The organism is Methylocystis sp. SB2 (assembly GCF_049817085.1).
Lineage (GTDB): Bacteria > Pseudomonadota > Alphaproteobacteria > Rhizobiales > Beijerinckiaceae > Methylocystis > Methylocystis rosea.
In genome coordinates this window covers 333,556-353,048 of the sequence record NZ_CP187401.1, presented here as the reverse complement: position 1 = coordinate 353,048, position 19,493 = coordinate 333,556, and the positions used below count along the sequence as shown (strand labels likewise).

19 protein-coding genes are annotated in these 19,493 nt (G+C 63.7%); 7 read left to right on the top strand and 12 right to left on the bottom strand.

Annotated elements, in window-relative coordinates; genetic code table 11:
- The first annotated feature begins 147 nt into the window (after nucleotides 1–147).
- On the top strand, nucleotides 148–726 hold the full coding sequence (locus ACPS74_RS01830) for a Yip1 family protein (RefSeq protein WP_239754486.1): 579 nt from the start codon (nucleotides 148–150) through the stop codon (nucleotides 724–726).
- On the opposite strand, the gene ACPS74_RS01825 is transcribed toward ACPS74_RS01830, so the two are convergent.
- The 6 genes from ACPS74_RS01825 to ACPS74_RS01800 form a co-directional block, all read right to left on the bottom strand.
- A complete protein-coding gene (locus tag ACPS74_RS01825) occupies nucleotides 723–1,190 on the bottom strand; it encodes a molybdenum cofactor biosynthesis protein MoaE (protein ID WP_029648863.1) in 468 nt (155 codons plus the stop codon). The two genes, ACPS74_RS01830 and ACPS74_RS01825, sit on opposite strands and share 4 nt — an antisense overlap.
- 1 nt (nucleotide 1,191) lies before the next feature.
- Nucleotides 1,192–1,443 carry a molybdopterin converting factor subunit 1 gene (gene moaD, locus ACPS74_RS01820; RefSeq protein ID WP_029648862.1) on the bottom strand — a complete coding sequence of 84 codons (252 nt, stop codon included), beginning with the start codon at nucleotides 1,441–1,443 and terminating at the stop codon, nucleotides 1,192–1,194.
- A complete protein-coding gene (gene pgsA, locus ACPS74_RS01815) occupies nucleotides 1,440–2,048 on the bottom strand; it encodes a CDP-diacylglycerol--glycerol-3-phosphate 3-phosphatidyltransferase (RefSeq protein ID WP_029648861.1) in 609 nt (202 codons plus the stop codon). The genes moaD and pgsA overlap by 4 nt, the downstream gene beginning before the upstream one ends.
- A gap of 79 nt (nucleotides 2,049–2,127) precedes the next feature.
- Nucleotides 2,128–2,517 carry a DoxX family protein gene (locus ACPS74_RS01810; protein WP_029648860.1) on the bottom strand — a complete coding sequence of 130 codons (390 nt, stop codon included), beginning with the start codon at nucleotides 2,515–2,517 and terminating at the stop codon, nucleotides 2,128–2,130.
- A gap of 11 nt (nucleotides 2,518–2,528) precedes the next feature.
- Nucleotides 2,529–3,140 (bottom strand): malonic semialdehyde reductase, encoded by a 612-nt coding sequence (locus ACPS74_RS01805; protein ID WP_029648859.1) that lies wholly within the window; start codon nucleotides 3,138–3,140, stop codon nucleotides 2,529–2,531.
- 17 nt (nucleotides 3,141–3,157) lie between these two features.
- Complete coding sequence (locus ACPS74_RS01800; protein WP_029648858.1) at nucleotides 3,158–3,913, bottom strand: tetratricopeptide repeat protein; 756 nt, start codon at nucleotides 3,911–3,913, stop codon at nucleotides 3,158–3,160.
- 233 nt (nucleotides 3,914–4,146) lie between these two features.
- Between ACPS74_RS01800 and ACPS74_RS01795 the strand changes: the two genes are divergently transcribed.
- The 3 genes from ACPS74_RS01795 to ACPS74_RS01785 all read left to right on the top strand — a co-directional run bounded on the left by ACPS74_RS01795 (nucleotide 4,147) and on the right by ACPS74_RS01785 (nucleotide 8,366).
- On the top strand, nucleotides 4,147–4,404 hold the full coding sequence (locus ACPS74_RS01795; RefSeq protein ID WP_029648857.1) for an acyl carrier protein: 258 nt from the start codon (nucleotides 4,147–4,149) through the stop codon (nucleotides 4,402–4,404).
- Nucleotides 4,405–4,597: 193 nt separating this feature from the next.
- Nucleotides 4,598–6,430 (top strand): dihydroxy-acid dehydratase, encoded by a 1,833-nt coding sequence (gene ilvD, locus ACPS74_RS01790; protein WP_029648856.1) that lies wholly within the window; start codon nucleotides 4,598–4,600, stop codon nucleotides 6,428–6,430.
- Nucleotides 6,431–6,491: 61 nt separating this feature from the next.
- On the top strand, nucleotides 6,492–8,366 hold the full coding sequence (locus ACPS74_RS01785) for a CHASE3 domain-containing protein (RefSeq protein ID WP_029648855.1): 1,875 nt from the start codon (nucleotides 6,492–6,494) through the stop codon (nucleotides 8,364–8,366).
- Between the two features lie 25 nt (nucleotides 8,367–8,391).
- On the opposite strand, the gene ACPS74_RS01780 is transcribed toward ACPS74_RS01785, so the two are convergent.
- From ACPS74_RS01780 to tsaD, 3 genes are read right to left on the bottom strand one after another with little or no spacing between them, the layout of a single operon-like run.
- On the bottom strand, nucleotides 8,392–9,381 hold the full coding sequence (locus tag ACPS74_RS01780; protein WP_029648854.1) for an NAD(P)H-dependent glycerol-3-phosphate dehydrogenase: 990 nt from the start codon (nucleotides 9,379–9,381) through the stop codon (nucleotides 8,392–8,394).
- Nucleotides 9,378–9,929: a phospholipase D-like domain-containing protein gene (locus tag ACPS74_RS01775; RefSeq protein WP_029648853.1), complete on the bottom strand. Its 552-nt coding sequence runs from the start codon at nucleotides 9,927–9,929 to the stop codon at nucleotides 9,378–9,380. The genes ACPS74_RS01780 and ACPS74_RS01775 overlap by 4 nt, the downstream gene beginning before the upstream one ends.
- A gap of 9 nt (nucleotides 9,930–9,938) precedes the next feature.
- The gene (tsaD, locus tag ACPS74_RS01770) at nucleotides 9,939–11,003 is read right to left on the bottom strand and encodes a tRNA (adenosine(37)-N6)-threonylcarbamoyltransferase complex transferase subunit TsaD (RefSeq protein WP_029648852.1); all 1,065 of its coding nucleotides are present in this window, start codon (nucleotides 11,001–11,003) and stop codon (nucleotides 9,939–9,941) included.
- 358 nt (nucleotides 11,004–11,361) lie between these two features.
- Between tsaD and ACPS74_RS01765 the strand changes: the two genes are divergently transcribed.
- From ACPS74_RS01765 to ACPS74_RS01755, 3 genes are all read left to right on the top strand, one after another.
- On the top strand, nucleotides 11,362–11,802 hold the full coding sequence (locus ACPS74_RS01765; RefSeq protein WP_239754488.1) for a hypothetical protein: 441 nt from the start codon (nucleotides 11,362–11,364) through the stop codon (nucleotides 11,800–11,802).
- Nucleotides 11,803–11,969: 167 nt separating this feature from the next.
- Entirely contained in the window at nucleotides 11,970–12,899 is a 930-nt protein-coding gene (gene hemC, locus ACPS74_RS01760) for a hydroxymethylbilane synthase (protein ID WP_029648850.1), read from the top strand.
- Nucleotides 12,896–13,612, top strand: coding sequence for a uroporphyrinogen-III synthase (locus ACPS74_RS01755; protein ID WP_029648849.1), 717 nt, complete (start codon nucleotides 12,896–12,898; stop codon nucleotides 13,610–13,612). Before hemC ends, ACPS74_RS01755 begins: the two co-directional genes overlap by 4 nt.
- Here ACPS74_RS01755 and ACPS74_RS01750 read toward each other — a convergent pair.
- From ACPS74_RS01750 to ACPS74_RS01740, 3 genes are all read right to left on the bottom strand, one after another.
- Nucleotides 13,588–15,135, bottom strand: a complete 1,548-nt coding sequence (locus ACPS74_RS01750; RefSeq protein ID WP_029648848.1) for a serine hydrolase — start codon at nucleotides 15,133–15,135, stop codon at nucleotides 13,588–13,590. The genes ACPS74_RS01755 and ACPS74_RS01750 overlap by 25 nt on opposite strands.
- Before the next feature lie 43 nt (nucleotides 15,136–15,178).
- A complete protein-coding gene (gene cysG / locus ACPS74_RS01745) occupies nucleotides 15,179–16,588 on the bottom strand; it encodes a siroheme synthase CysG (RefSeq protein ID WP_029648847.1) in 1,410 nt (469 codons plus the stop codon).
- 142 nt (nucleotides 16,589–16,730) lie between these two features.
- Complete coding sequence (locus ACPS74_RS01740; RefSeq protein ID WP_029648846.1) at nucleotides 16,731–19,232, bottom strand: TonB-dependent receptor; 2,502 nt, start codon at nucleotides 19,230–19,232, stop codon at nucleotides 16,731–16,733.
- Nucleotides 19,233–19,493 lie beyond the last annotated feature (261 nt).

Genomic DNA, 19,493 nt, shown 5'->3' with positions numbered 1-19,493 from the left:
GCGGCCCGTCGCGTTAGATTTCACCGTCGATCATCAAACCGGCCGCAGCTGGCCGCACTCTCCCTCGCATGGAGGCCCGGCGCCCGCAAGCCCGGCTCCATGACCGCCTCGGTAATTAGCGCTTGCGGCAAATCAATGGAGGCCGGAATGCAGTTGCTATCGCGGATCAAGGGCTTAATCCTGGCGCCACAGAGCGAATGGGCGAAGATCTCCGAAGAGGAGACGTCCGTCTTCGATCTCTATCGCAACTATATTGTGATATTGGCGCTTCTTCCGCCCTTCGCGAGCTTCTTCAGCTCATGGCTTTTCGGCTTTTCCCACGGCCCGCAGGGAATCATGCACCCGACGTTCACGGGCGGGCTTTATCGCGCCTTCGTCCAGTATCTGCTGAGCCTGCCGGCGTTTTTTATCGTCGCCTTCGTCATATCGGCCATTGCGCCGCATTTCGATGGGAAGACCGACGACCGCCGCGCTCTGATGCTGACCGCCTATTCGTACACGCCGGTCTGGCTCGCCTCGCTGTTTGGCCTGATTCCGGGCCTTCGATGGCTGGACGTGCTCGGCTTCTATGGAATCTATGTTTTTTCCGTCGGGCTGCCGACGATGATGCGCGTGCCAAAGGAAAACCTCGACGTTTTCACGCTCGCGACGCTGTTTCTGGTCGTCGCGACCGTCGCGCTCCACGGGTGGGTCGTGCATCTGATCGCGCCGCAGCAGCTGATCTAGCGCCACCGGTCCGCAGCCGCATCGTCCTCGGATTTCGCGCTGACCCAGTCGCCGGGCGCGCCATCCGCGCGCCGTTCCTTTTTCCAAAAGGGCGCGCGGGTTTTAAGAAAATCCATCAAAAACGCCGCGGCGGCGAAAGCGTCCGCGCGGTGGCGCGCCGCGGCGAGCACTAGAACGATCTGTTCGCCCGGTTGGATGCGGCCGAAGCGGTGAATGACGGTCAATGCCTGCAAAGGCCATCGTTCGAGCGCTTCATCGGCGACGCGACAGATCTCGGCCTCGGCCATTCCGGGATAATGTTCGAGCTCCAAAGCCTCGAGCGCGCCGTCCTCGTCCCTGCAGAGGCCCACGAAGCTGACGAGCGCGCCGATGTCTCGCCGCCCCTGCGTCAGCAGCGCCTGTTCCCGCCCGAGGTCGAAATCCTCCGCTTGCACGCGCACCGCCGGAGTCGGCCGCGGCGCCATCTCAGCCGCCCGTCATCGGCGGGAAGAAGGCGATCTCCCTTGCTGCGCCGATTGGCGCGTCAGGCGCCGCATGCGTCTTGTCGAGCGCCGCGCGGATCGTCGCCGGGTTGGCGAAGGCGGCCGCATATCCCTCGTCCCGCGCCGACAGCCAGTCGATCAGCTCACGGACCGTGACGACTTCACGCGGCGGCGCGATCTCCTCTTCCGCCAGACCGATGCGCTCGCGCACCCAAGCGAAATACAGCGCCTTCATGCCGCCTCGTCTTCCCCGAAATGGTTCCACGCCGACTGGAGGTAGTCGAACCCGGTGTACAGCGTCAGAATCGCCGCCGCCCACAAGAGCGCCGCGCCGATCTTGACCGTGCCGGGGAGAACGACTTCGCCGGCCGGTCCGGCGATCAGAAAGCCCAGCGCCACGAGCTGCGCCGCCGTTTTCCACTTGGCGATCGCGGAGACGGGCAAGCGCACCTTGAGCTCGGCCAGATGTTCCCGCAGGCCGGATACGAGGATTTCACGGCACAGGATGATGATCGCCGCCCAGATCGTCCAGCCCGCGACCGTTCGATCGGCGACAAGCGCCATCAGGGTCGTCGCGACGAGCAATTTGTCCGCGATGGGATCCAGCATCCGCCCGAGCGGCGACTGCTGCTGCCAGATTCTGGCGAAATAGCCGTCGAGAAAGTCCGTCACCCCGGCGGCGATGAAAATGCCAAGCGCGCCCCAGCGCGCCCAATGCTCCGGAAAGCCGAGGAGCAACCCCGCCACCACCGGGACGGCGGCCATGCGGCCATAGGTCAGCAGATTAGGCAGCGCCAAGGCTTGTGACCGACGCTTGGCGGTGAGGGCCGTCTGGGACATACCGCAAGGGAATATGGCCCCCGTCCCCAATGTCAATAGAAAGGGCGTCGCCGCCGGGAATCGCTTGCGGAAGGCGAAGTCAGTCGCGGTCGATCGCGAATGCGCCGGGTCCGGCCGCTGCAAAGAACAGAAATACGAAGCAGTAGAGCGCGGCGAGTTCTCCCTTGTTGAGGAGCGGCCACAAATCCTGGCCGGCGTGGAAAAAGAAATAGGCGACCGCCATCTGACCCGAAAGAATGAAGGCGACAGGCCGGGTGAAGAGGCCCAGCAGCAGCAGCAGGCCGCCGAAGAGCTCTAGGAGCCCCGCCGCGCCCAACAGCGAGAACAGCTTCAGGTCGTCGAACATCGCAACATGTGGGACGCCGAAGAGCTTGGCGGCGCCGTGCTGCATGAACAGCAAAGCGGCTGCGATGCGCAGCAGCCCTTGGGCGTGCGGGGCGAAGCGCTGGGGAATGATTCGTAGAGTCATAAATTGGCCTCCTAAAGAATACTGGCGATCTCCTCACAAGCGAGCCGCGGGCCGCGAGGATAGAGCTTTGCGTGATCACCGTATCCGATGTTGATCAGAAAATTGGACTTTATCCGCGTACCTTGGAAGAATTCCGCGTCGACCTTCACCCTGTCGAAACCGCTCATCGGTCCGCAATCGAGACCCACCGCGCGCAGCGCGAGAAGAAGATAGGCGCCCTGCAACGAGCCGTTGCGAAAGGCCGTCTCTTCAATCAACGTCTGATTGCCGACGAACCAGGAACGCGCGTCCGTCGCGGGATAAAGGTGCGGGAGAGTCTCTGCGAAATCGAGATCATAGCCGACGATCGCCGTGGCGGGCGCGGCCATGGTCTTGGGACGATTGGCGTCCGACATCGCTGGCGCGAGCCGGGCCTTCGCCTCCGGCGAGCGCACGAAGATGACGCGCATCGGCGAGCAATTGGCGCTTGTCGGCCCCCATTTCGCGTAGTCCACGGCGAGTTCGAGCAGGCTGTCAGGCACGTCTATGGGAAGCCAGCCATTGTGGGTCCGCGCCCCCGTAAAGAGCTGCTCCAGCGCTTCGGGCGCAACCGCGCCCGCGGCCTGCCTGTCGGTCGTCGTCATCGCATTCCCCACAGCGTTCAGATGTCGCGCCCCTCGACTTCGATATGCAGGCGCTCCTCGATCTTTTGAAGCGACTCCTGCCGGGGCGAGATCGCGAGCGACTTTCGATAGGCCGCGAGCGCCCCTTTCTTGTCGCCGGTCTTCTCCTTGAGCGCGCCAAGAGCGGCGAGCGCGTCAAAACGCTTCGGCTCGAGCGTCGCCGCGGTCTCGAGGTCGGCGATCGCGCCGCTGTCGTCCCCCTGCTCCGCCCGCACCTTGGCGCGCTGAACATAGCCCTCCGTCCATTGCGGCGAGAGGGCGACCACATAGTCGAGAAGCTTCAGGGCGAGAGGCGGCGCGCCGGCCGCGTCCGCCGCAAGGGCGCGCGCCGCAAGCAGATTGATCGTGTCCGACTCGGAATGCGCCCAGCGGCTCAGGATCGCCGCCGAAACGCCCTTCGCCTCCCGCTCGTCTTCGGCCTGCTCCAGGCGAAGATAAAGCCGCGCCATCTCTTCGGCGCGCTGCTGGGCGGGGTCCTTGGGCGGGGGCGGCGCTGCGGCGGCCGGCGCGCGCCGCTCGGGAGCAACATCGCGTCCGCCCTGTCCCGGGCCGAGCGCGCGGGTCCCAGGCGGCAGCGGAATCCTTCCGATCCCTGGGATGAAGAGGAAATCGCCCTCCTCCTCGCCCAATGATTCGATCGAAGGCGTTTCCGATGCCTGCGCCAGCGCGATTCCGGCCGGCAGGGCTCCAAGAAAGACCATGATCGTCAGCGGAAGAAGCAGCGGGGTTCGCATTGCCGCTAACATAGCGCAGGACAATAGAAACGGCCACAGCGCCGCGCGCAGCGGAGAGTTAGATTAACCATTTGTAAGCCACGACTCGACGCACGCTCGGCGAATTCATCCTGCGTTCAGGCGAGGCGCCCGAATCCTTTGCGCGCTAGTTAAGGTTGTTAGGAAACCCTCGCGCTTATCGCGACAACAACGCTGCAGCCCGCCTCAACGGCGGAGCTCCTGGAGTTGGATCAATGATTGATACGATACGCCGTTTGCTGCAAGAGCACGGCCGTCTGCATACCCCCGTGGAACATTTGTCGGATTCGGACGATCTCTACAGTGCAGGGCTGACGCCCTTCGCCGCGATCCGCACCATGCTCGCGCTGGAAGAAGCCTTCGACGTCGAGTTCCCGGTCTCCATGCTCCGGCGACAAAGCTTCGCTTCAATCACCGACATTCGAGACTGCGTCAGCAAATTGGCGCCGTCGTCGGAGCGCCGCGCCGCTTAAGCAGCGCGAGTTTTAGGTAGGTCTACGCCAAACTCGCGGCCACGCTGACCGTGTCCGCCCGGCGCACGCGCAGGGCAAACACCACGAAAGCCGCGGCTTCGGCTGCTCCAACCATAGTTGCGGCGGTGCGTTCGCTGCGATAGTCGTCTTTGGAAAGGCTCGAATGACGGGCCTTCGCGACGGCGAGAGTTCAATGCCTCCTTATCATTCACGCACGACGACCCACGGCCGCAACATGGCTGGCGCGCGCGGCCTCTGGCGCGCGACTGGCATGAAGGAGGAGGACTTCGGCAAACCGATCATCGCGGTCGCCAATTCCTTCACCCAATTCGTTCCGGGCCATGTGCATTTGAAGGATCTCGGCCAGCTTGTCGCCGCCGAAATCGAAAAGGCCGGCGGCGTCGCGAAAGAGTTCAACACCATCGCGATCGATGACGGCATCGCTATGGGCCACGACGGGATGCTCTATTCGCTGCCCTCGCGCGATCTCATCGCCGACAGCGTCGAATTCATGGTCAACGCGCATTGCGCCGACGCGCTGGTCTGCATTTCGAATTGCGACAAGATCACGCCCGGCATGCTGATGGCGGCGCTGCGCCTTAACATTCCGGCGGTGTTCGTTTCCGGCGGCCCGATGGAGGCCGGCAAGGTCGTGCTCGCTGGCAAGGAGCACGCGCTCGATCTTGTCGATGCGATCGTCGCCGGCGTGGACGACACGGTCAGCGAAGCCGACGTCGCCACCATCGAGCGCTCCGCCTGTCCGACCTGCGGATCATGCTCCGGCATGTTCACGGCGAACAGCATGAACTGCCTGACCGAGGCCCTGGGGCTGTCGCTTCCCGGCAATGGTTCGACCCTCGCGACCCATGCGGATCGCCGGCGGCTGTTTGTCGAAGCCGGCCATCTCATCGTGGATCTCGCGCGCCGCTACTATGAACAGGACGACGAAAGCGTGCTGCCGCGTTCGATCGCGAGTTTTGAAGCTTTCGAGAACGCCATCACGCTCGACATCGCGATGGGCGGCTCGACGAACACCGTGTTGCATCTACTCGCGGCAGCGCACGAGGCGCAGGTCGATTTCACCATGGCCGACATCGACCGCCTGTCGCGGCGGGTGCCGGTGCTGTGCAAGGTCGCGCCCTCCGCGCCCGACGTTCATCTTGAAGACGTGCATCGCGCCGGCGGCGTCTTCGCCATTCTCGGAGAATTACTGCGCGCCGGTCTGCTGCACGGCGAGCTTCCGACCGTCCACAGTCCTTCGGTCAGCGACGCCGTGGCGCGCTGGGACATCGCCGTCACGCAGAGCGAAACCGCGCGCACGTTCTTTCGCGCCGCGCCGGGCGGCGTGGCGACGCAAGTCGCGTTCAGCCAGGACCGCCGCTATAAAGAGCTCGACGCCGACCGCGAAAAAGGCGCGATACGTGACGCGGCGCACGCCTTCTCCAAGGATGGCGGCCTCGCCGTGCTTACCGGCAATCTCGCTATCGACGGCTGCATCGTGAAAACGGCCGGCGTTGACGATTCGATCTTGAAATTCGCCGGCCCCGCCAGGGTCTATGAAAGTCAGGACGCGGCGGTGTCGGGCATTCTGACGGGCGACGTAAAGGCTGGCGAGGTGGTCGTCATCCGCTACGAAGGCCCGCGCGGCGGGCCCGGCATGCAGGAAATGCTCTATCCGACGAGCTATCTGAAATCGAAGGGACTCGGCAAGGTCTGCGCGCTGGTGACGGACGGAAGATTCTCCGGCGGCACGGCCGGGCTTTCGATCGGCCATGTCTCTCCCGAAGCGGCCGAGGGCGGCGCGATCGCCTTGGTGCGGGACGGCGACAGAATAGAAATCGACATTCCGGCGCGAAGCATTACGCTCGCCGTTAGCGAGGACGAACTGGCGACGCGGCGCGCCGAACAATCCGCGAAAGGCTTCGCTCCGGCCAAGGCGCGGCCTCGCAAAATCACCACGGCGCTACGCGCCTACGCCTCAATGACGACGAGCGCGGCCAAAGGCGCAGTGCGACAGGTCCCCTGAACTTTCGCATTTGGGACGTGCGTCGTAGAGTGGCGCGCGTCCATCCAGTCGCCGGAACAAAATGTCTCCGACACGTAAACTCGTCGCTTCTGGACTGTTTGGCATAGCGCTCGGATTCGCGGTGCTTGCGCTCGCCAGCTATGTCGCCCTGCGCGCCGAATTGCAGCGCCGTGAAGCTGGCGCATGGCTGCGCCACACCATTCAAGTGCAAAGCGATCTTTATCAGCTTTACGGACTGCTGCAGGCCGCCGAGAGCGGTCAGCGCGGTTTTATCATCACCCAGGACGAACGCTATCTGGACGCCAGCTCCGAAGCGATGCGCAAATTGCCCGTCATTGTCGACCGGCTGTCAGAGCGCGTGAGAGACAATCCCAAGCAGCTCGAGATCGTCGCGGAAATGCAGCCGCTGCTTGGCGAAAGGGTCGAGATCATCAATGAGGCGATCGCAGATACGCGCGCACACCGGCTCGACGAGGCGGTGCAGATCGTCAAGTCCGGGCGCGGAAAGGCGCTGATGGACCGGCTCCACGCGCTCATCGACACGATGACTGAAAATGAGCAAAACTTGTTCGATGCGCGAGAGCGCGAGGTCAACGCCGCCGGCGGCGAATTCGACGCGGCCGTTTGGGCCATCGGCGGCATCATCTTCGCGCTTGCCGCTTTTTCGTTTCTCAATGCCCAGAAGCAGATGAACGCGCTGCAAACGTCACGCGACTCATTAAAGACCGCCTATGACCAGCTGATTGGGGAAACGACACGCCGGGAAGCGCTCGAGTCGCAGTTGCGGCAGTCGCAAAAACTCGAAGCGCTCGGCCACCTGACCGGCGGCATCGCGCATGACTTCAACAATATGCTCGGCGTCATCGTCGCGAGTCTGCATCTGTTGCGGCGAAAGCTTGCGAACTCGAGCGACGATTATATTCAGCTGATCGATTCAGCGATGGACGGCGCCGATCGCGCCGCCGCGATGGTTCGCAGGCTTCTCGCATTCTCGCGCCGCCAGCCTTTGTCGCCGCGCCCGCTCGACCCCAACAAGTTCGTCTCCAGCGTCTCGGACATGGTGCGCCGCGCCCTCGGCGAAAAGATCGAACTTGAAACCGTTCTCGCCGGCGGCTTGTGGGCCACAAAAATCGATCAGCACGAACTGGAAAGCGCCATCGTCAATCTCGCGGTCAATGCGCGCGACGCCATGCCGGACGGCGGCAAGCTGACGATCGAGACGGCCAACTGCTATCTTGATGACGCCTACGCCAGCGAAAACATGGAAGTGAACCCAGGCCAGTATGTGATGATCGCCGTGACCGACACCGGACAAGGCATGCCGCCCGAGGTCTTGTCGCAAGCGTTCGATCCGTTCTTCACCACCAAGCCCGCAGGCAAGGGTACCGGGCTCGGCCTTTCGCAGGTCCATGGATTCGTCAAACAATCTGGCGGCCAGGTCAAAATCTATTCCGAGCCGGGACGCGGAACCTGCATCAAGCTCTATCTGCCGCGTTTCAATCAGGTCGAATCGCCCACCGAGCTGCCCCTACCGCGTCCGAGACCTCTCGAACTTCCGCTCGGAAGACCGGAAGAACTCGTGCTGATCGTCGAAGACGACGACACGGCGCGCCGCGTCACCGCGCAAGGCGTGCGGGAATTGGGTTACTCGGTTCTGGAGGCCGAGAACGGACGCGCGGCGATCGACATCATTCGCCGTCGCGCCGACATCGCGCTGATGGTCACGGATGTGGTTATGCCCGACATGGACGGCGCCCGGCTCGCGCGCGAGGCGGTGTTTCGCAGACACAGCCTGCGCGTTCTGTTCATCACCGGCTATACGCGCAACGCGATCGTGCACAACGGCGTTCTTGACAAGGACGTCAAGCTGCTCACCAAACCGTTCACTTTGGAGCAGCTGGCGATGAAGATGCGCGACATCCTTGACTCGAAATAGCGAGCGTTCGTTGCGGCGCTGACGATCAGTCTTCAGCTTTGAGGGGACGCATCAGCAGCGCTTCGATGGCGCCGTCAACGCTCAGCCGCGCGGAGAGAATGGAGTCGACGGCTTCAGCGATCGGCAACTCGACGTCATGCGCGCGCGCCATTTCAACTAACACGCGCGCCGTAAAGGCGCCTTCCGCAAGCTTGCCATGCGTGGCGTCTTCCACCGACTGTCCCTGCCCCAGCGCTTCGCCGAGCGCAAAGTTACGCGACTGCGACGATCCGCAGGTGAGCACGAGATCGCCCAATCCGGAAAGCCCCATCAATGTTTCCTGACGCGCGCCCAACGCGCGCCCGAGACGCATCAGTTCGGCAAATCCGCGTGCGATGAGCGCCGCCTGCGCGCTCGCGCCGAGCCCACGGCCGTGGCTCATTCCAGCGGCGATGGCGAGAACGTTTTTCGCTGCGCCGCCGATCTCGGCGCCGCGCACGTCGGTCGAGCGATAAAGCCGAAACGTCTTCGTCGAAAGCTCTTCGCTCAAGCGCCGCGCCAGCGTTTCGTCATGCGCCGCGAGAGTCACCGCCGTCGGCAATCCTCTGCACACGTCCGCCGCGAAGCTTGGTCCCGAGAGCACGGCGACATCGACGTGGGGCAGTTCTTCCTTCGCGACTTCGCTCAGGAACTTGCGTCGATCGCGTTCAATGCCCTTGGCGCAAATCACAAAGGCGGCGCGCTCGCGCATATGCGGTCGCGCGGCGCGCGCGGTCATGCGGATCGCTTGTGCGGGCGTAACGGCGAGCACGATGTCCGCTTCACGTACGACGGAAATGTCGCTCGTCGGGGCGACGGCTGCAGCAAGCGGCAGACCTGGCAATCGGCGCGTATTCTCGCGGTCGCGCGCCAGGGCTTCGGCGGCTTGAGGGTCATGCGCCCATAAGGGCACCCGCGCGCGGCCTTGCGCGGCGACATTGGCGAGGGCGACGCCCCAGGCGCCGGCGCCGAGAACAGCGACAGTCGCGCGCGTCATCGCACGCCGATCCGCTGATTGTCGGGACGCGACCATAGCCTTTCAAAAGTTTGATGAAACCGCGCGGCGGCCTGTGGGCTCTCGATCACGATCAAATCATTGTCCTGATAGATTTCGCCGGAGACGCTGAAATTCGCGGAGCCGCTGCGCAAGACGCGACCGTCCACCTGATATGATTTCAGATGCATTAAATCGCGCGCGTGGCCTTTGCGGCGCACTTCGACATTCGGGGCGTCGGCGATTTCCTCGACCACAGACGCGCCGCGCCCCATCTCCTCACCGTCGAGATAGATCCGCACCTTGACGCCGCGCATGGCCGCGCGGCCGAGCGCCGTCGTCAGAGAGCGGTCGGTCAGAACATAGGCGGCCATGTCGATCGAGCGGCGCGCGTCGTTGATCAGCCGCCCGTCGACCGCGCCGAAACCGTCGCCGGGCCCGTAGAAAACGCGCACGCCCGCGAAGGTCGGCTCCTCGGTGAGCAGTCCGGCCGGCTGCGGCGTTGGCGCAAGCGTCATGGCCGCAAGCGCCGCAGAAAAAAGGAGGCGCATCGAACCGCCCTAGGCCTTGCCGTGGTGTGATCGGCTCGGCGCGGCGTCGAGCGGCCATCGCGGCCGCGGCGCAAAGTCGAGGTCATCGGTCAATCCGCGTTTTAAGCGCTCGAGACCGGTCCAGGCGATGATCGCGCCATTGTCGGCGCACAGCGCCGCCGGCGGCGAAATGAACCGGAGACCGCTTTCGGCGCAAAGGCGCATAAGAGCGCGGCGAATGGCGCCGTTGGCCGCGACCCCGCCGCCGATCACGAGGCCTTGCGGGGCTCGCCCCTCGCTTGCCGTAAAGAGGCGCACGCCGGAGCGCACCCTGTCCACGATCACGTCGACGATCGCAGCTTGGAAAGAGGCTGCAAGATCCCTGACGTCCTTTTCGCTCACAGTCGGCAGTCTGAGGATTTCCTGCCGCACCGCGGTCTTGAGGCCAGAAAGGGAAAAGTCGGCGCCTTCCCGGCCAAGCATCGGGCGCGGAAAGTCGAATCGTCGCGCGTCGCCTTCAAGCGCGAGCTTCTCGATTTGCGGCCCCCCGGGATATGGCAGCTCCAGCATTTTGGCGACCTTGTCGAAGGCCTCGCCGGCAGCGTCGTCGACGGTGGAGCCCAGCCGGCGGTAGTCGCCGATGGCCTTCACCGCGACGATTTGCGTGTGCCCGCCGGAGATGAGGAGCGCCAGAAAAGGAAAGTCCAGGCGGTCCGTCAGACGCGCGGTTAGCGCGTGGGCTTCCAGGTGATTGACGGCGATGAATGGCTTGCCCAAGGCAAGCGCCATGGCCTTGCCGGCCGTGAGCCCGACGAGAACGCCGCCGATCAGTCCCGGACCAGCCGCGGCGGCGATCCCATCAAGATCTTTCGCCTCGGTCTTGGCCCGCTCCAGCGCGCGTCTGATCAGCCGGTCGAGGACATCGATATGCGCCCGCGCCGCGATTTCCGGAACGACGCCGCCATAGGCGGCGTGGCGGGCGATTTGGCTCAACACCTCATTGGAAAGGATCTCTCCGCCTTCGCCGCCCAGCCGCTCCGAGACGACCGCGACCGCAGTCTCATCGCAAGTGGTTTCAATGCCCAAAACGCGCATGCGAACTCCCTGCGCAAGAAAGCCGCGCCGTTGAACTTCTCAGCGGCGGAACGGAGCTTATACCGCCGTACGGCGGGAAGTTCGAAAATTGTGATTGGAAAAGGGTTTACACCAATCATTCTTAGCTGTTTCGTCCAATCCACGTATACTAATGCAACGCTAAAGATAGTTCCATTAAATTTCTAAGAATTCGCTGACGTCCCTCTTGACACGATCTCGATAGATACAAGTTGGCACTGCAGATCGTTGCTTCCCCGACGACGCCATATCTTGAGCTTAATAGAATTATGGCTAAGGCGAAGAGGTAATTAGCGTCAAGGTTGAGGTTGCTGTCGGTCTAAACTGTATGGAGGTGAAAATGGCGTCGAACAAAATTAAGGCCTTGGCGTTTACGTCCGCGATTGCAATGACGGCCGTGATCGGCTCCACGAGCATCGCCGAGGCGAGGCATTACTGCCGTGCCCATTACGGCTGGCATCGGCACTGCGGAACCACCTGGGGTTACGCGCGTCCGGTGCGCACCTATTGGGGTTACGCGGCGCGGCCCACCTATTGGGGTTCGGCGTATCGTCCGATGCGCTACTCCCGCTGCTACCGTCCGGCCTATTATGGCTATGGCGGCGCCAGCTATTATGGCTCCGCTTGGCCGACCTATGGCAGCTCGTATGGTTGGGGCGGCAGCCCGGGCTATTACGGCTATGGCGGCGGTGGCCTGCTCGGCGCAGGATTGGGCGGTCTCGGCGCGGGCATTGGCCTCGGCGCGGGTCTCGGAAGCGGCCTGTTTGGTGGTTGGTGGTGATCAGTTTAGCAGTCCGCCGGGCCGCGTAGAGTTCGCCCGCGGAGCTAAAAAAGAGCGTCCGCTCCGACGAGCGGACGCTCGCTTTTTGAGGAGTTCCGTCGCCGCGTTTGTTCCGCTTGCGCCTCGCGCGTTCCCGCCTATAGTCGCGCGGATAACGGCGGCGGATAATGACATCTCCCCCTTCCCTTTGCATCGGAACGCGCGGCAGTCCGCTTGCGCTCGCGCAGACGCACATGGTCCGCGACTCGCTGATGCGCGCCCATGGCGGAAGCGAATCGGATTTTCCGATCGAGATCATCCGCACGACGGGCGACCAGATCCAGGATCGGCCTCTGTCTGAATCAGGAGGCAAAGGGCTTTTCACCAAAGAGCTCGATTCAGCGCTCATCGCGGGGACGATTGATCTCGCCGTGCATTCCTCGAAGGATCTGCCGACGCATTTGCCGAGCGAAATCATCATCGCCGGCTATCTGCCGCGAGAGGATGCGCGCGACGCCTGGATATCGCGCGGCGGTCTCGCGCTCGATGCGCTTCCCGCAGGCGCCGTCGTCGGAACCGCCTCGCTGCGCCGCGCCGCGCAGGTGAAGCGCCGGCGTCCAGATCTCGTGACGACGCTGCTTCGCGGCAATGTCGAGACTCGCCTGAATAAAGTCGAGAACGGGGAGATCGACGCGACCCTCCTCGCGGTCGCGGGGTTGAAGCGGCTGGGTCTCGCCGATCGCGCGACGACGCTGCTTTCCTTGGAAGAGTTTCCCCCCGCTTGCGGACAGGGCGCAATCGGCCTCACGCGGCGGGCCGGCGACGACGCCACGCGCGATCTGCTCGCGCCGCTCTTCGACGAAGCCACCGGCTTCGCGCTCATCGCCGAACGCGCCTTCCTTGCGGCGCTCGATGGGTCCTGCCGCACGCCGATCGCCGGCCATGCGCAGGTTCACGGCGCCGAACTGTCCTTCGTCGGCGAGGTGCTCAGAGCCGACGGCGCGGAAGCCTATGTCGTGCGCCGCCGGGGCCTCGCCATCGACGCCGCGCTGATCGGCGCGGACGCCGGCAAGGAAATTCTGCTGCGCCTGCCGCATGGCGTCGCGGGGCTTATGTGAATCTTGTCCTGGTGCTGCGCGCGGCTGAAGACGCCGCGCGCACCGCGGGGAAGCTGCAGGCGCTGAATTGTGCAGCCGTGCTCTCGCCGGTGCTGGAGTTCGCGGCCACGGACGCCGTCATTCCCCATGGGGATTATGACGCCGTCATCGTGACCAGCGCGAAAGGCGTCGAGTTCGCTGGCGATGCGCGCCAATTCAGAGCGGCGCCGCTGCACGCCGTTGGCGAGAAAACCGCCGAAGCAGCGCGCGCGCTTGGCTTCCACCCAGATATCGTCGCCGGGAACGCCGAGGCCATTCTTCCGCGTCTTCTCGAGCGGTATCAGCGAGCGGCGCGTTTCCTTTATCTGGCCGGGCGCGACCGACAGCCGATTCTGGAGGCGGGCCTGCGCGCCGCCGGCCACGAGGTCCACACGGTCGAAGTTTACGAAGCGCGGGCGGCGCGGGCGCTGACCGCCGAGGCCGTATCCGACATCGCCGCCCGGCGCGTCACCGCCGTCCTGCACTATTCCCAGCGCAGCGCGGAAATCTTCCTGCAGCTCGCGCAGTCCGCCGGCCTCGCCGAGGCGTTGCACGACATGACGCATGTCGCGCTGTCCGAACATGTGGCGACGCCGCTTCGAAAACTCGGCTTGCAGACGCTTGTCGCGGCAAAGCCGGACGAGGAAAATCTTCTGTCGCTTCTATCGATTCAGCTGCGCACGAAAACGCCCTGACCGTTCGCGTTGAAATAGTCGATGACGACAGACATCGCCTTTTCGCCGCTACGAGAGAACCTAACCGGACTGACGCCGCTGGCGTTTTCTCCCGGAGGCTGAAAGGTGAAAATGTCGCCTGAATAGTGACGCAGCGGATAGGGTGTGGGCGCCGGGCCGAGCGTCAGCGAAAGCCCGTCGGCCGTTTCGACGACCCCGATGGGTCCGTAAAGCTCATTGCGGTAGGCGCCGACATATATCGCGCGCGACGCGCGCGCCGGCGCGCTGGCGAGCGGCTTCGCGTAATCGGCGTCCCGACCGTATGTGGGGACCGCCATTTTCGCAAAAGCCTCGCCAAAGAGCGCGAGCCAGTCCCGTTCGATCTTCCCCGTCAGCACGATGTCGAGGAAGCTGCGGCAGATGGTTTCTGGCGCGCCGACCGGCGCGGAATTGCTGAGCACGACAATGCCGAACCGCTCCGCCGGCATGACATAGACGCAGGTGGAGGCGCCAAGAGAGAAGGCGCCCGAATGGCTCCAGCGCACCCGCGCCGGACCGCCATAGTCGATGTCCCAGCCAAGACCGTAAAAGGTTGGTCCGCGCATCGGGTCATGGGCCGGTCCCGTGGCGATCTGCGGGAAATGCGTGTCCGCGAGCGCCTCCGGCTTGACGATCTCGCGGCCGTCGAGGGCGCCGCGTCCGAGCTGCATCCTTACCCATGTCGCCATGTCGCGGACGGACGCCGACGCGCCGCCCGCCGGCGCCTGAGCGTCAGGATTTCGCTGTTCGCCGACCACCCATCTGTCGCCGCGACGCACATGGCCGAAGGCGCGGTTCCTGCGCGCGGCGAAATCGGCGTGGCGCGAACTGGCGTTCGCCATTCCGAGCGGCCTGTAGAGATGTTCCTCGCAAATATCTTCCCAGGACTTGCCTGCCGCTTTCGCCGCCGCGAAACCCGCCGCCGAAAACCCCATATTGTTGTAGGCGTAGTGCGTGCGAAAGCTGGTGTCCGGTTTGATGTAGCGCAGCCGGCGAATGATTTCGTTGCGGTCGTAGCCGATATCTTCGACAAGATCGCCGGCATGGTCGGGTAGTCCGCTGCGATGGCAAAACATGTCGCGCAGCGTGATCTCGCGCGTGACCCACGGATCGCTCATCGCGAAATCCGGCAGGCTCCGCACGATCGGATGATCCCACGAAACGACGCCGTCTCCGACGAGGCTCGCGACAGCCGTCGTGGAGAGTGGTTTGGAAAGCGAAGCGAGCTGGAAGACCGTGTCGGCGTCGACGCGTTCGGCCGCGCCGGCGCGGCGCACGCCGAATCCTTTCAAATAGAGCACGCGATCAGGCGAAACGACGGCGACCGACATCCCTGGCACGCCGGTTTTTCTCATGACGTCGACGACGAGGCCGTTGAGTTCGTTCAGATGTTTTTGGGTTGGCTCGCGAACGGGCGACGGTTTGGAGTTCTCCTTGGCGAGCGCTGTGGGGGACAGCAAGCCAAGCCCCGACGCAAGCAGAGCGGATCGTCTCGTGAAGGCCATATCGCTTCTCCGCTCGCGCCTGTTTGCCAACAATAGCGCTGATTCAGTTCTCCGCCAGCGCCCAGCCGATCAGCACCATCACCGGCCCAACGATGGTCTGTTCAGCCGCTTTTGACGGCAAATCCGCGATCGTGCCCTTGACCACCCGCTCTTGCGGCGTGGACGCGCGTTCAATGAGGAAGGCGGGCGTATCATGCGACATGCCCTCCTGCAGCAGACGACGCGACAATTCCGGCAGCGTGCGGTTGCCCATATAGACGGCCGTCGTGGCGCGTTCGTCAGCGAGCGCGCCCCAATCGAAGTCTTCGGGAAATTCGCCGTCCTTCGTGTGCGCGGTGATGAATTGCAAACGCCGTGCCGTCTCCCGGCTCGTGAGCGATGCGCCGATCGCAGCGCCGCCGGCGCAGGCGGCGGTTACGCCGGGCACGATCTCTATGGAGAAGCCTGCTTCGCGCAGCGCGGCGATTTCCTCATTGGCGCGGCCGAAAATGAGCGGATCGCCGCCCTTCAGCCGCACGACGTTCTTTCCCTCCCGCGCGAGTTCGACGAGCAGAGCGCTGATTTCCTCCTGGCGCACCGAGGGCGCGTAGCCGCGCTTTCCCACGTTGATGCGGGTCGCTTCGCGGCGGGCGAGATCGAGAATGCTCGCCGGAACCAGGTCGTCGAAGAGCACGACGTCGGCGCCCGCGAGCGCGCGCATGCCCTTCAGCGTCAGCAGCTCCGGATCGCCGGGCCCTGCCCCGACGAGCGTGACGCGTCCGCGCGCCGTGGCCTTGGCGCCGGCGCGCGCCTCTTCTATCAGCGCCGCGCGGTCGTCCTCTTGCGGCGCGCGCTCGATGTCGCGGAAGGCGAGCCGCGTGAAGCGGCGCCAGAAATCGCGCCGCGCCAGAAAGTCGAGTCCGGACGTGCGCACGAACGGCCGCCAAGCCTGCGCCGCGCGCGCCCAGGCCTGGAATGTCGCGGGCACCAGCGTCTCGATCCGGCCGCGCACCGCCTGGGCGAAAACCGGCGACGCGCCGCCCGTCGAGACCCCGATCACGAGCGGCGAGCGGTTGACGATAGCGCCCATAATGAAATCGCTGAGCGCAGGCCGATCGGCGAGATTGATCGGCACGCCGGCCGCGCGCGCCCACTGATGGGCCTGACGCGCGAGCGAGTCGTCCTCCACTGCGCCGAGCGCCATCGCCGCGCCGGCGAAATCTTCCGGCGCGACGGCGCGCGGATGGATGGAGACATTGTCGCGCGCCGCTCCGATCTCGCGAAGCTTGTCACAGGGCGCCGGCGCAAAAACGTCTACCCGCGCGCCGGTCGCGGCCGCCAAATCGACCTTCCAGGCCGCCGCTTCGCCGCCGCCAATGACCAGCACGCGACGCCCCGCAAGGGCATAGAACACCGGCAGAGTCGCCAGCGGCTGCATCAGATCGGCGGATATTTCGTCGGGTTTGCGGGTCACGGCGCCCTAGGTGCAGGACCAGCGGGCGCGGCGCAAGAGCTTTAACCCGGCGCCGCATGCTTGCGCGGCGTCGAGTTACGGATTTTCACAGGCGCCAAGGCCGGCCATGCAAGCCAATCCGCGGCCGGCAATGTTTCGCAGGCTAGAACCTCGCATTGACAGTGACATAGGCCGAGCGCGGTGCGCCGGGCATGATGTTGTTGTTGTTGTGCGCCGATGCGTAGTAGTAGGCGCCGGTGAGGTTCTCGATGTTGAGCTGGCCGGAGATGTTTTCCGTCACCTTCACGAAAAGCGCGCCGTCAACGCGCGCGTAACCGGGCACGATCACCCTGTTGTCGAGAGACGGGTAGAAGCTCGAAGCATAGATCACGCCGGCGCCGACTCCGAGAACGCCGGGACCCCCGCCAACGAACGACGACAAATCGTAACGGTTCCAATATGAGAATGTGTTTCTTGGAACCGACGGATTAACCTTGCCGACATCCGTCAGGAAGGGCTGCCGCGGATTGAAGGCGGCATCGGTCGACACCACGCGCGCGTCCTGATGTCCGTATCCGAGCGAGACCTGCCATTCGTCGGTCACATTGCCGGTGAGTCCGAGTTCCGCGCCTTGCGTGCGCGTATTGGCGAGAACGGAGGTCAGCGCAGTCAGCGTCAACGCCTGGTTCGAACGGTTCAATTGATAGATTGCGCCAGTGAACAGCAACGTCGGCAGAAGCTGCGCCTTGAAGCCGAACTCGATATTTTCGAAGCCCTGCGGCGCCAGACTCGCGGCCGACCTCGGCAGCTGATTGAACTGATCGCCCGACTGCGGCAGGAACGAGCGCGAATAGGTTCCGTATAGGGAAACGATCTCCACGGGTTTGAAAATCAGACCGAATCTCGGCGACCACTTGTTATCGAGGCGGCTCTGGTTTTCGAAGGTGATCCCGTCGTTGAACCTCATATGGAAGCTGTCGAACCGTACGCCGGCGAGAACATCGAAATATTTGGTCACCTCGATCTGATCCTGGACATAGCCAGAGCCAATGTCGAGGTTCGTGTTCCAACGCCGCGTCGCCGTATCAAAGTAGTTGTCGAAGAAGACCGGCGCGTAAACCGTCGGAGCCCAGAACGGAGTCGTCAGCCTTCGCGGCCCGTTGAACGGATTGTTGAACCGCGAGATGTCTCTTCCCGTAAAAGACCATTGATTGCCGAACTCCGCGCCCACGAGCAGCAAGTGGCGGATCTCGGGCGCCATCTCGAATTTATAGGTCAAGTCCGTCTGGTTGAAGATATTGCGTCGCGGCGTCGGCGCGAGGTAGCCGTCGAGTCTCGCGACACCCACCGGCGTGATCGTGATCGGACTTAGCCCGTTCAGCGCCGGATTGAGTTGCTGCGACAACTGTCCCAGCGTCTGATCGGGGAATGTGTTCTGATATAGCTTGTCGTAATTCGCCCAGGCGAGCTGATTACGGATGTTCAACCCGAACTCGGTCGTATGATCGATCACGAGAGCGGCGCGGTCCATGTTGATTCTGGAGTAGTTCACGTCACGCACGGATGGATTGCCGACGCCGAAGAAAGCCGAACGCGGGGTTGGCAGCGGATAGCCCGGATAAATGTTCTCGCCGAGGAACTGGAACCCACCGAATGACGGCACGCCGCGATCCACCGTTCGGCGATCGCGGAAATGCTCGTAATTGAACAGCACGAAGGTGTTCTCGAAAGGCTTCCATGACAGCGCCGGATTGACGCCCCAGCGCTCGAGCTTGTCGAAGTCGCGATAGCCGTAGGACTGTTCGTAGAGCGCGTTGAGACGCACGGCGATCGTGTCGGTGACCGCCCGCCCGAAGTCGGCGGTGATGCGCTTGCGGCCGAAGCTGCCGGTGACGAACCGAAGATCGTTTATCGTTTCGCCGTCGGCCTTCTTGGTGACGCGGTTGACCACGCCGCCGCCGCCGCCGCGGCCGAAGATCAGCGCGCTGGGGCCTTTCAGCACTTCGACCGCCTGGATGTTGTAGAGATCGCGATAATATTCCGCGTCGTCGCGCACGCCGTCGATGTAGAAATCTGCTGTCGTATTTTGCCCGCGAATGGTGATCTGGTCGCGGTTACGCTCGCCCTGCGCCACCGTTACGCCGGGGACGTAGGCCAAGGCGTTTTCCAGCGCGAGACTGTTGCGATCGTCGAGCTGCTGTCGCGTCAGAACGGTGACCGACTGCGGTATGTCGAGTATCGGCGTGTTGGTCTTCGTCGCGGTTGAAATTCTCCCTGCGAAGTAGCCATGAACGTCGGTCGGGTTACGGCCGACATTGGCGACGGCCGCAGCGAAGGCCGCGCTGCCCGCGCCGGTCGAGGCCGCTCCGACAGTCCCGCTCGAGACGGTCGCCCCTGTGACCAAGGCGGAGCGCACGGGCGCGACCCGAGCGCTGCGCCGCGCGCCTCCAACGTCGATGGGCGGCAACTTTTGGGCGCCGCTCGCGGAGCGCGCCTGCGAAGCGACAGGTTTCGGCTTCGCCTGCGCGACCGCACGGGGTTTCTCCGGCGGCGCCTCGACTCGTATCGGTGGCAGGGGCCCGGACTGGGTTTGCGCAAGAGCGGGAAGCGTGGGCGTCAGCGCTGCGGCAAGAGTCAGTGCGCCGACCGAAGCCGCACCTGTCATCCGGTCAAACGCCCCTGCAAGGGAGGAGAGCGTCTGTACTGACAGGGATTGCTTCTTAATCATGTCTGCCCCTTCCGCGCGGCTCAAGACGCGACTAGGCAATGGTTAAGGTTTGTCCTTGAAAACTGTCAATTATGACAACGACATAGAATGGAAGGCTTCCAACTATTGTTTCCGATTGTAACTGAGTGTTGCTGAATTACGACGTAAAAACGATATTCATCTGGAATTCTTCTAAAGACGAACTCGTTACTCTATTCT

Excerpts from the sequence above, each read along its gene's own strand:
- ACPS74_RS01765 (WP_239754488.1), top strand. The coding sequence starts at position 11,362 with ATGGCGTCGAACAAAATTAAGGCCTTGGCGTTTACGTCCGCGATTGCA.
- ACPS74_RS01805 (WP_029648859.1), bottom strand. The coding sequence starts at position 3,140 with ATGACGACGACCGACAGGCAGGCCGCGGGCGCGGTTGCGCCCGAAGCG.
- ACPS74_RS01785 (WP_029648855.1), top strand. The coding sequence starts at position 6,492 with ATGTCTCCGACACGTAAACTCGTCGCTTCTGGACTGTTTGGCATAGCG.
- ACPS74_RS01800 (WP_029648858.1), bottom strand. The coding sequence starts at position 3,913 with ATGCGAACCCCGCTGCTTCTTCCGCTGACGATCATGGTCTTTCTTGGA.
- pgsA (WP_029648861.1), bottom strand. The coding sequence starts at position 2,048 with ATGTCCCAGACGGCCCTCACCGCCAAGCGTCGGTCACAAGCCTTGGCG.
- ACPS74_RS01775 (WP_029648853.1), bottom strand. The coding sequence starts at position 9,929 with ATGCGCCTCCTTTTTTCTGCGGCGCTTGCGGCCATGACGCTTGCGCCA.
- ilvD (WP_029648856.1), top strand. The coding sequence starts at position 4,598 with ATGCCTCCTTATCATTCACGCACGACGACCCACGGCCGCAACATGGCT.
- moaD (WP_029648862.1), bottom strand. The coding sequence starts at position 1,443 with ATGAAGGCGCTGTATTTCGCTTGGGTGCGCGAGCGCATCGGTCTGGCG.
- ACPS74_RS01825 (WP_029648863.1), bottom strand. The coding sequence starts at position 1,190 with ATGGCGCCGCGGCCGACTCCGGCGGTGCGCGTGCAAGCGGAGGATTTC.
- tsaD (WP_029648852.1), bottom strand. The coding sequence starts at position 11,003 with ATGCGCGTTTTGGGCATTGAAACCACTTGCGATGAGACTGCGGTCGCG.
- ACPS74_RS01740 (WP_029648846.1), bottom strand. The coding sequence starts at position 19,232 with ATGACAGGTGCGGCTTCGGTCGGCGCACTGACTCTTGCCGCAGCGCTG.
- ACPS74_RS01795 (WP_029648857.1), top strand. The coding sequence starts at position 4,147 with ATGATTGATACGATACGCCGTTTGCTGCAAGAGCACGGCCGTCTGCAT.
- ACPS74_RS01750 (WP_029648848.1), bottom strand. The coding sequence starts at position 15,135 with ATGGCCTTCACGAGACGATCCGCTCTGCTTGCGTCGGGGCTTGGCTTG.
- ACPS74_RS01780 (WP_029648854.1), bottom strand. The coding sequence starts at position 9,381 with ATGACGCGCGCGACTGTCGCTGTTCTCGGCGCCGGCGCCTGGGGCGTC.
- ACPS74_RS01810 (WP_029648860.1), bottom strand. The coding sequence starts at position 2,517 with ATGACTCTACGAATCATTCCCCAGCGCTTCGCCCCGCACGCCCAAGGG.
- hemC (WP_029648850.1), top strand. The coding sequence starts at position 11,970 with ATGACATCTCCCCCTTCCCTTTGCATCGGAACGCGCGGCAGTCCGCTT.
- ACPS74_RS01830 (WP_239754486.1), top strand. The coding sequence starts at position 148 with ATGCAGTTGCTATCGCGGATCAAGGGCTTAATCCTGGCGCCACAGAGC.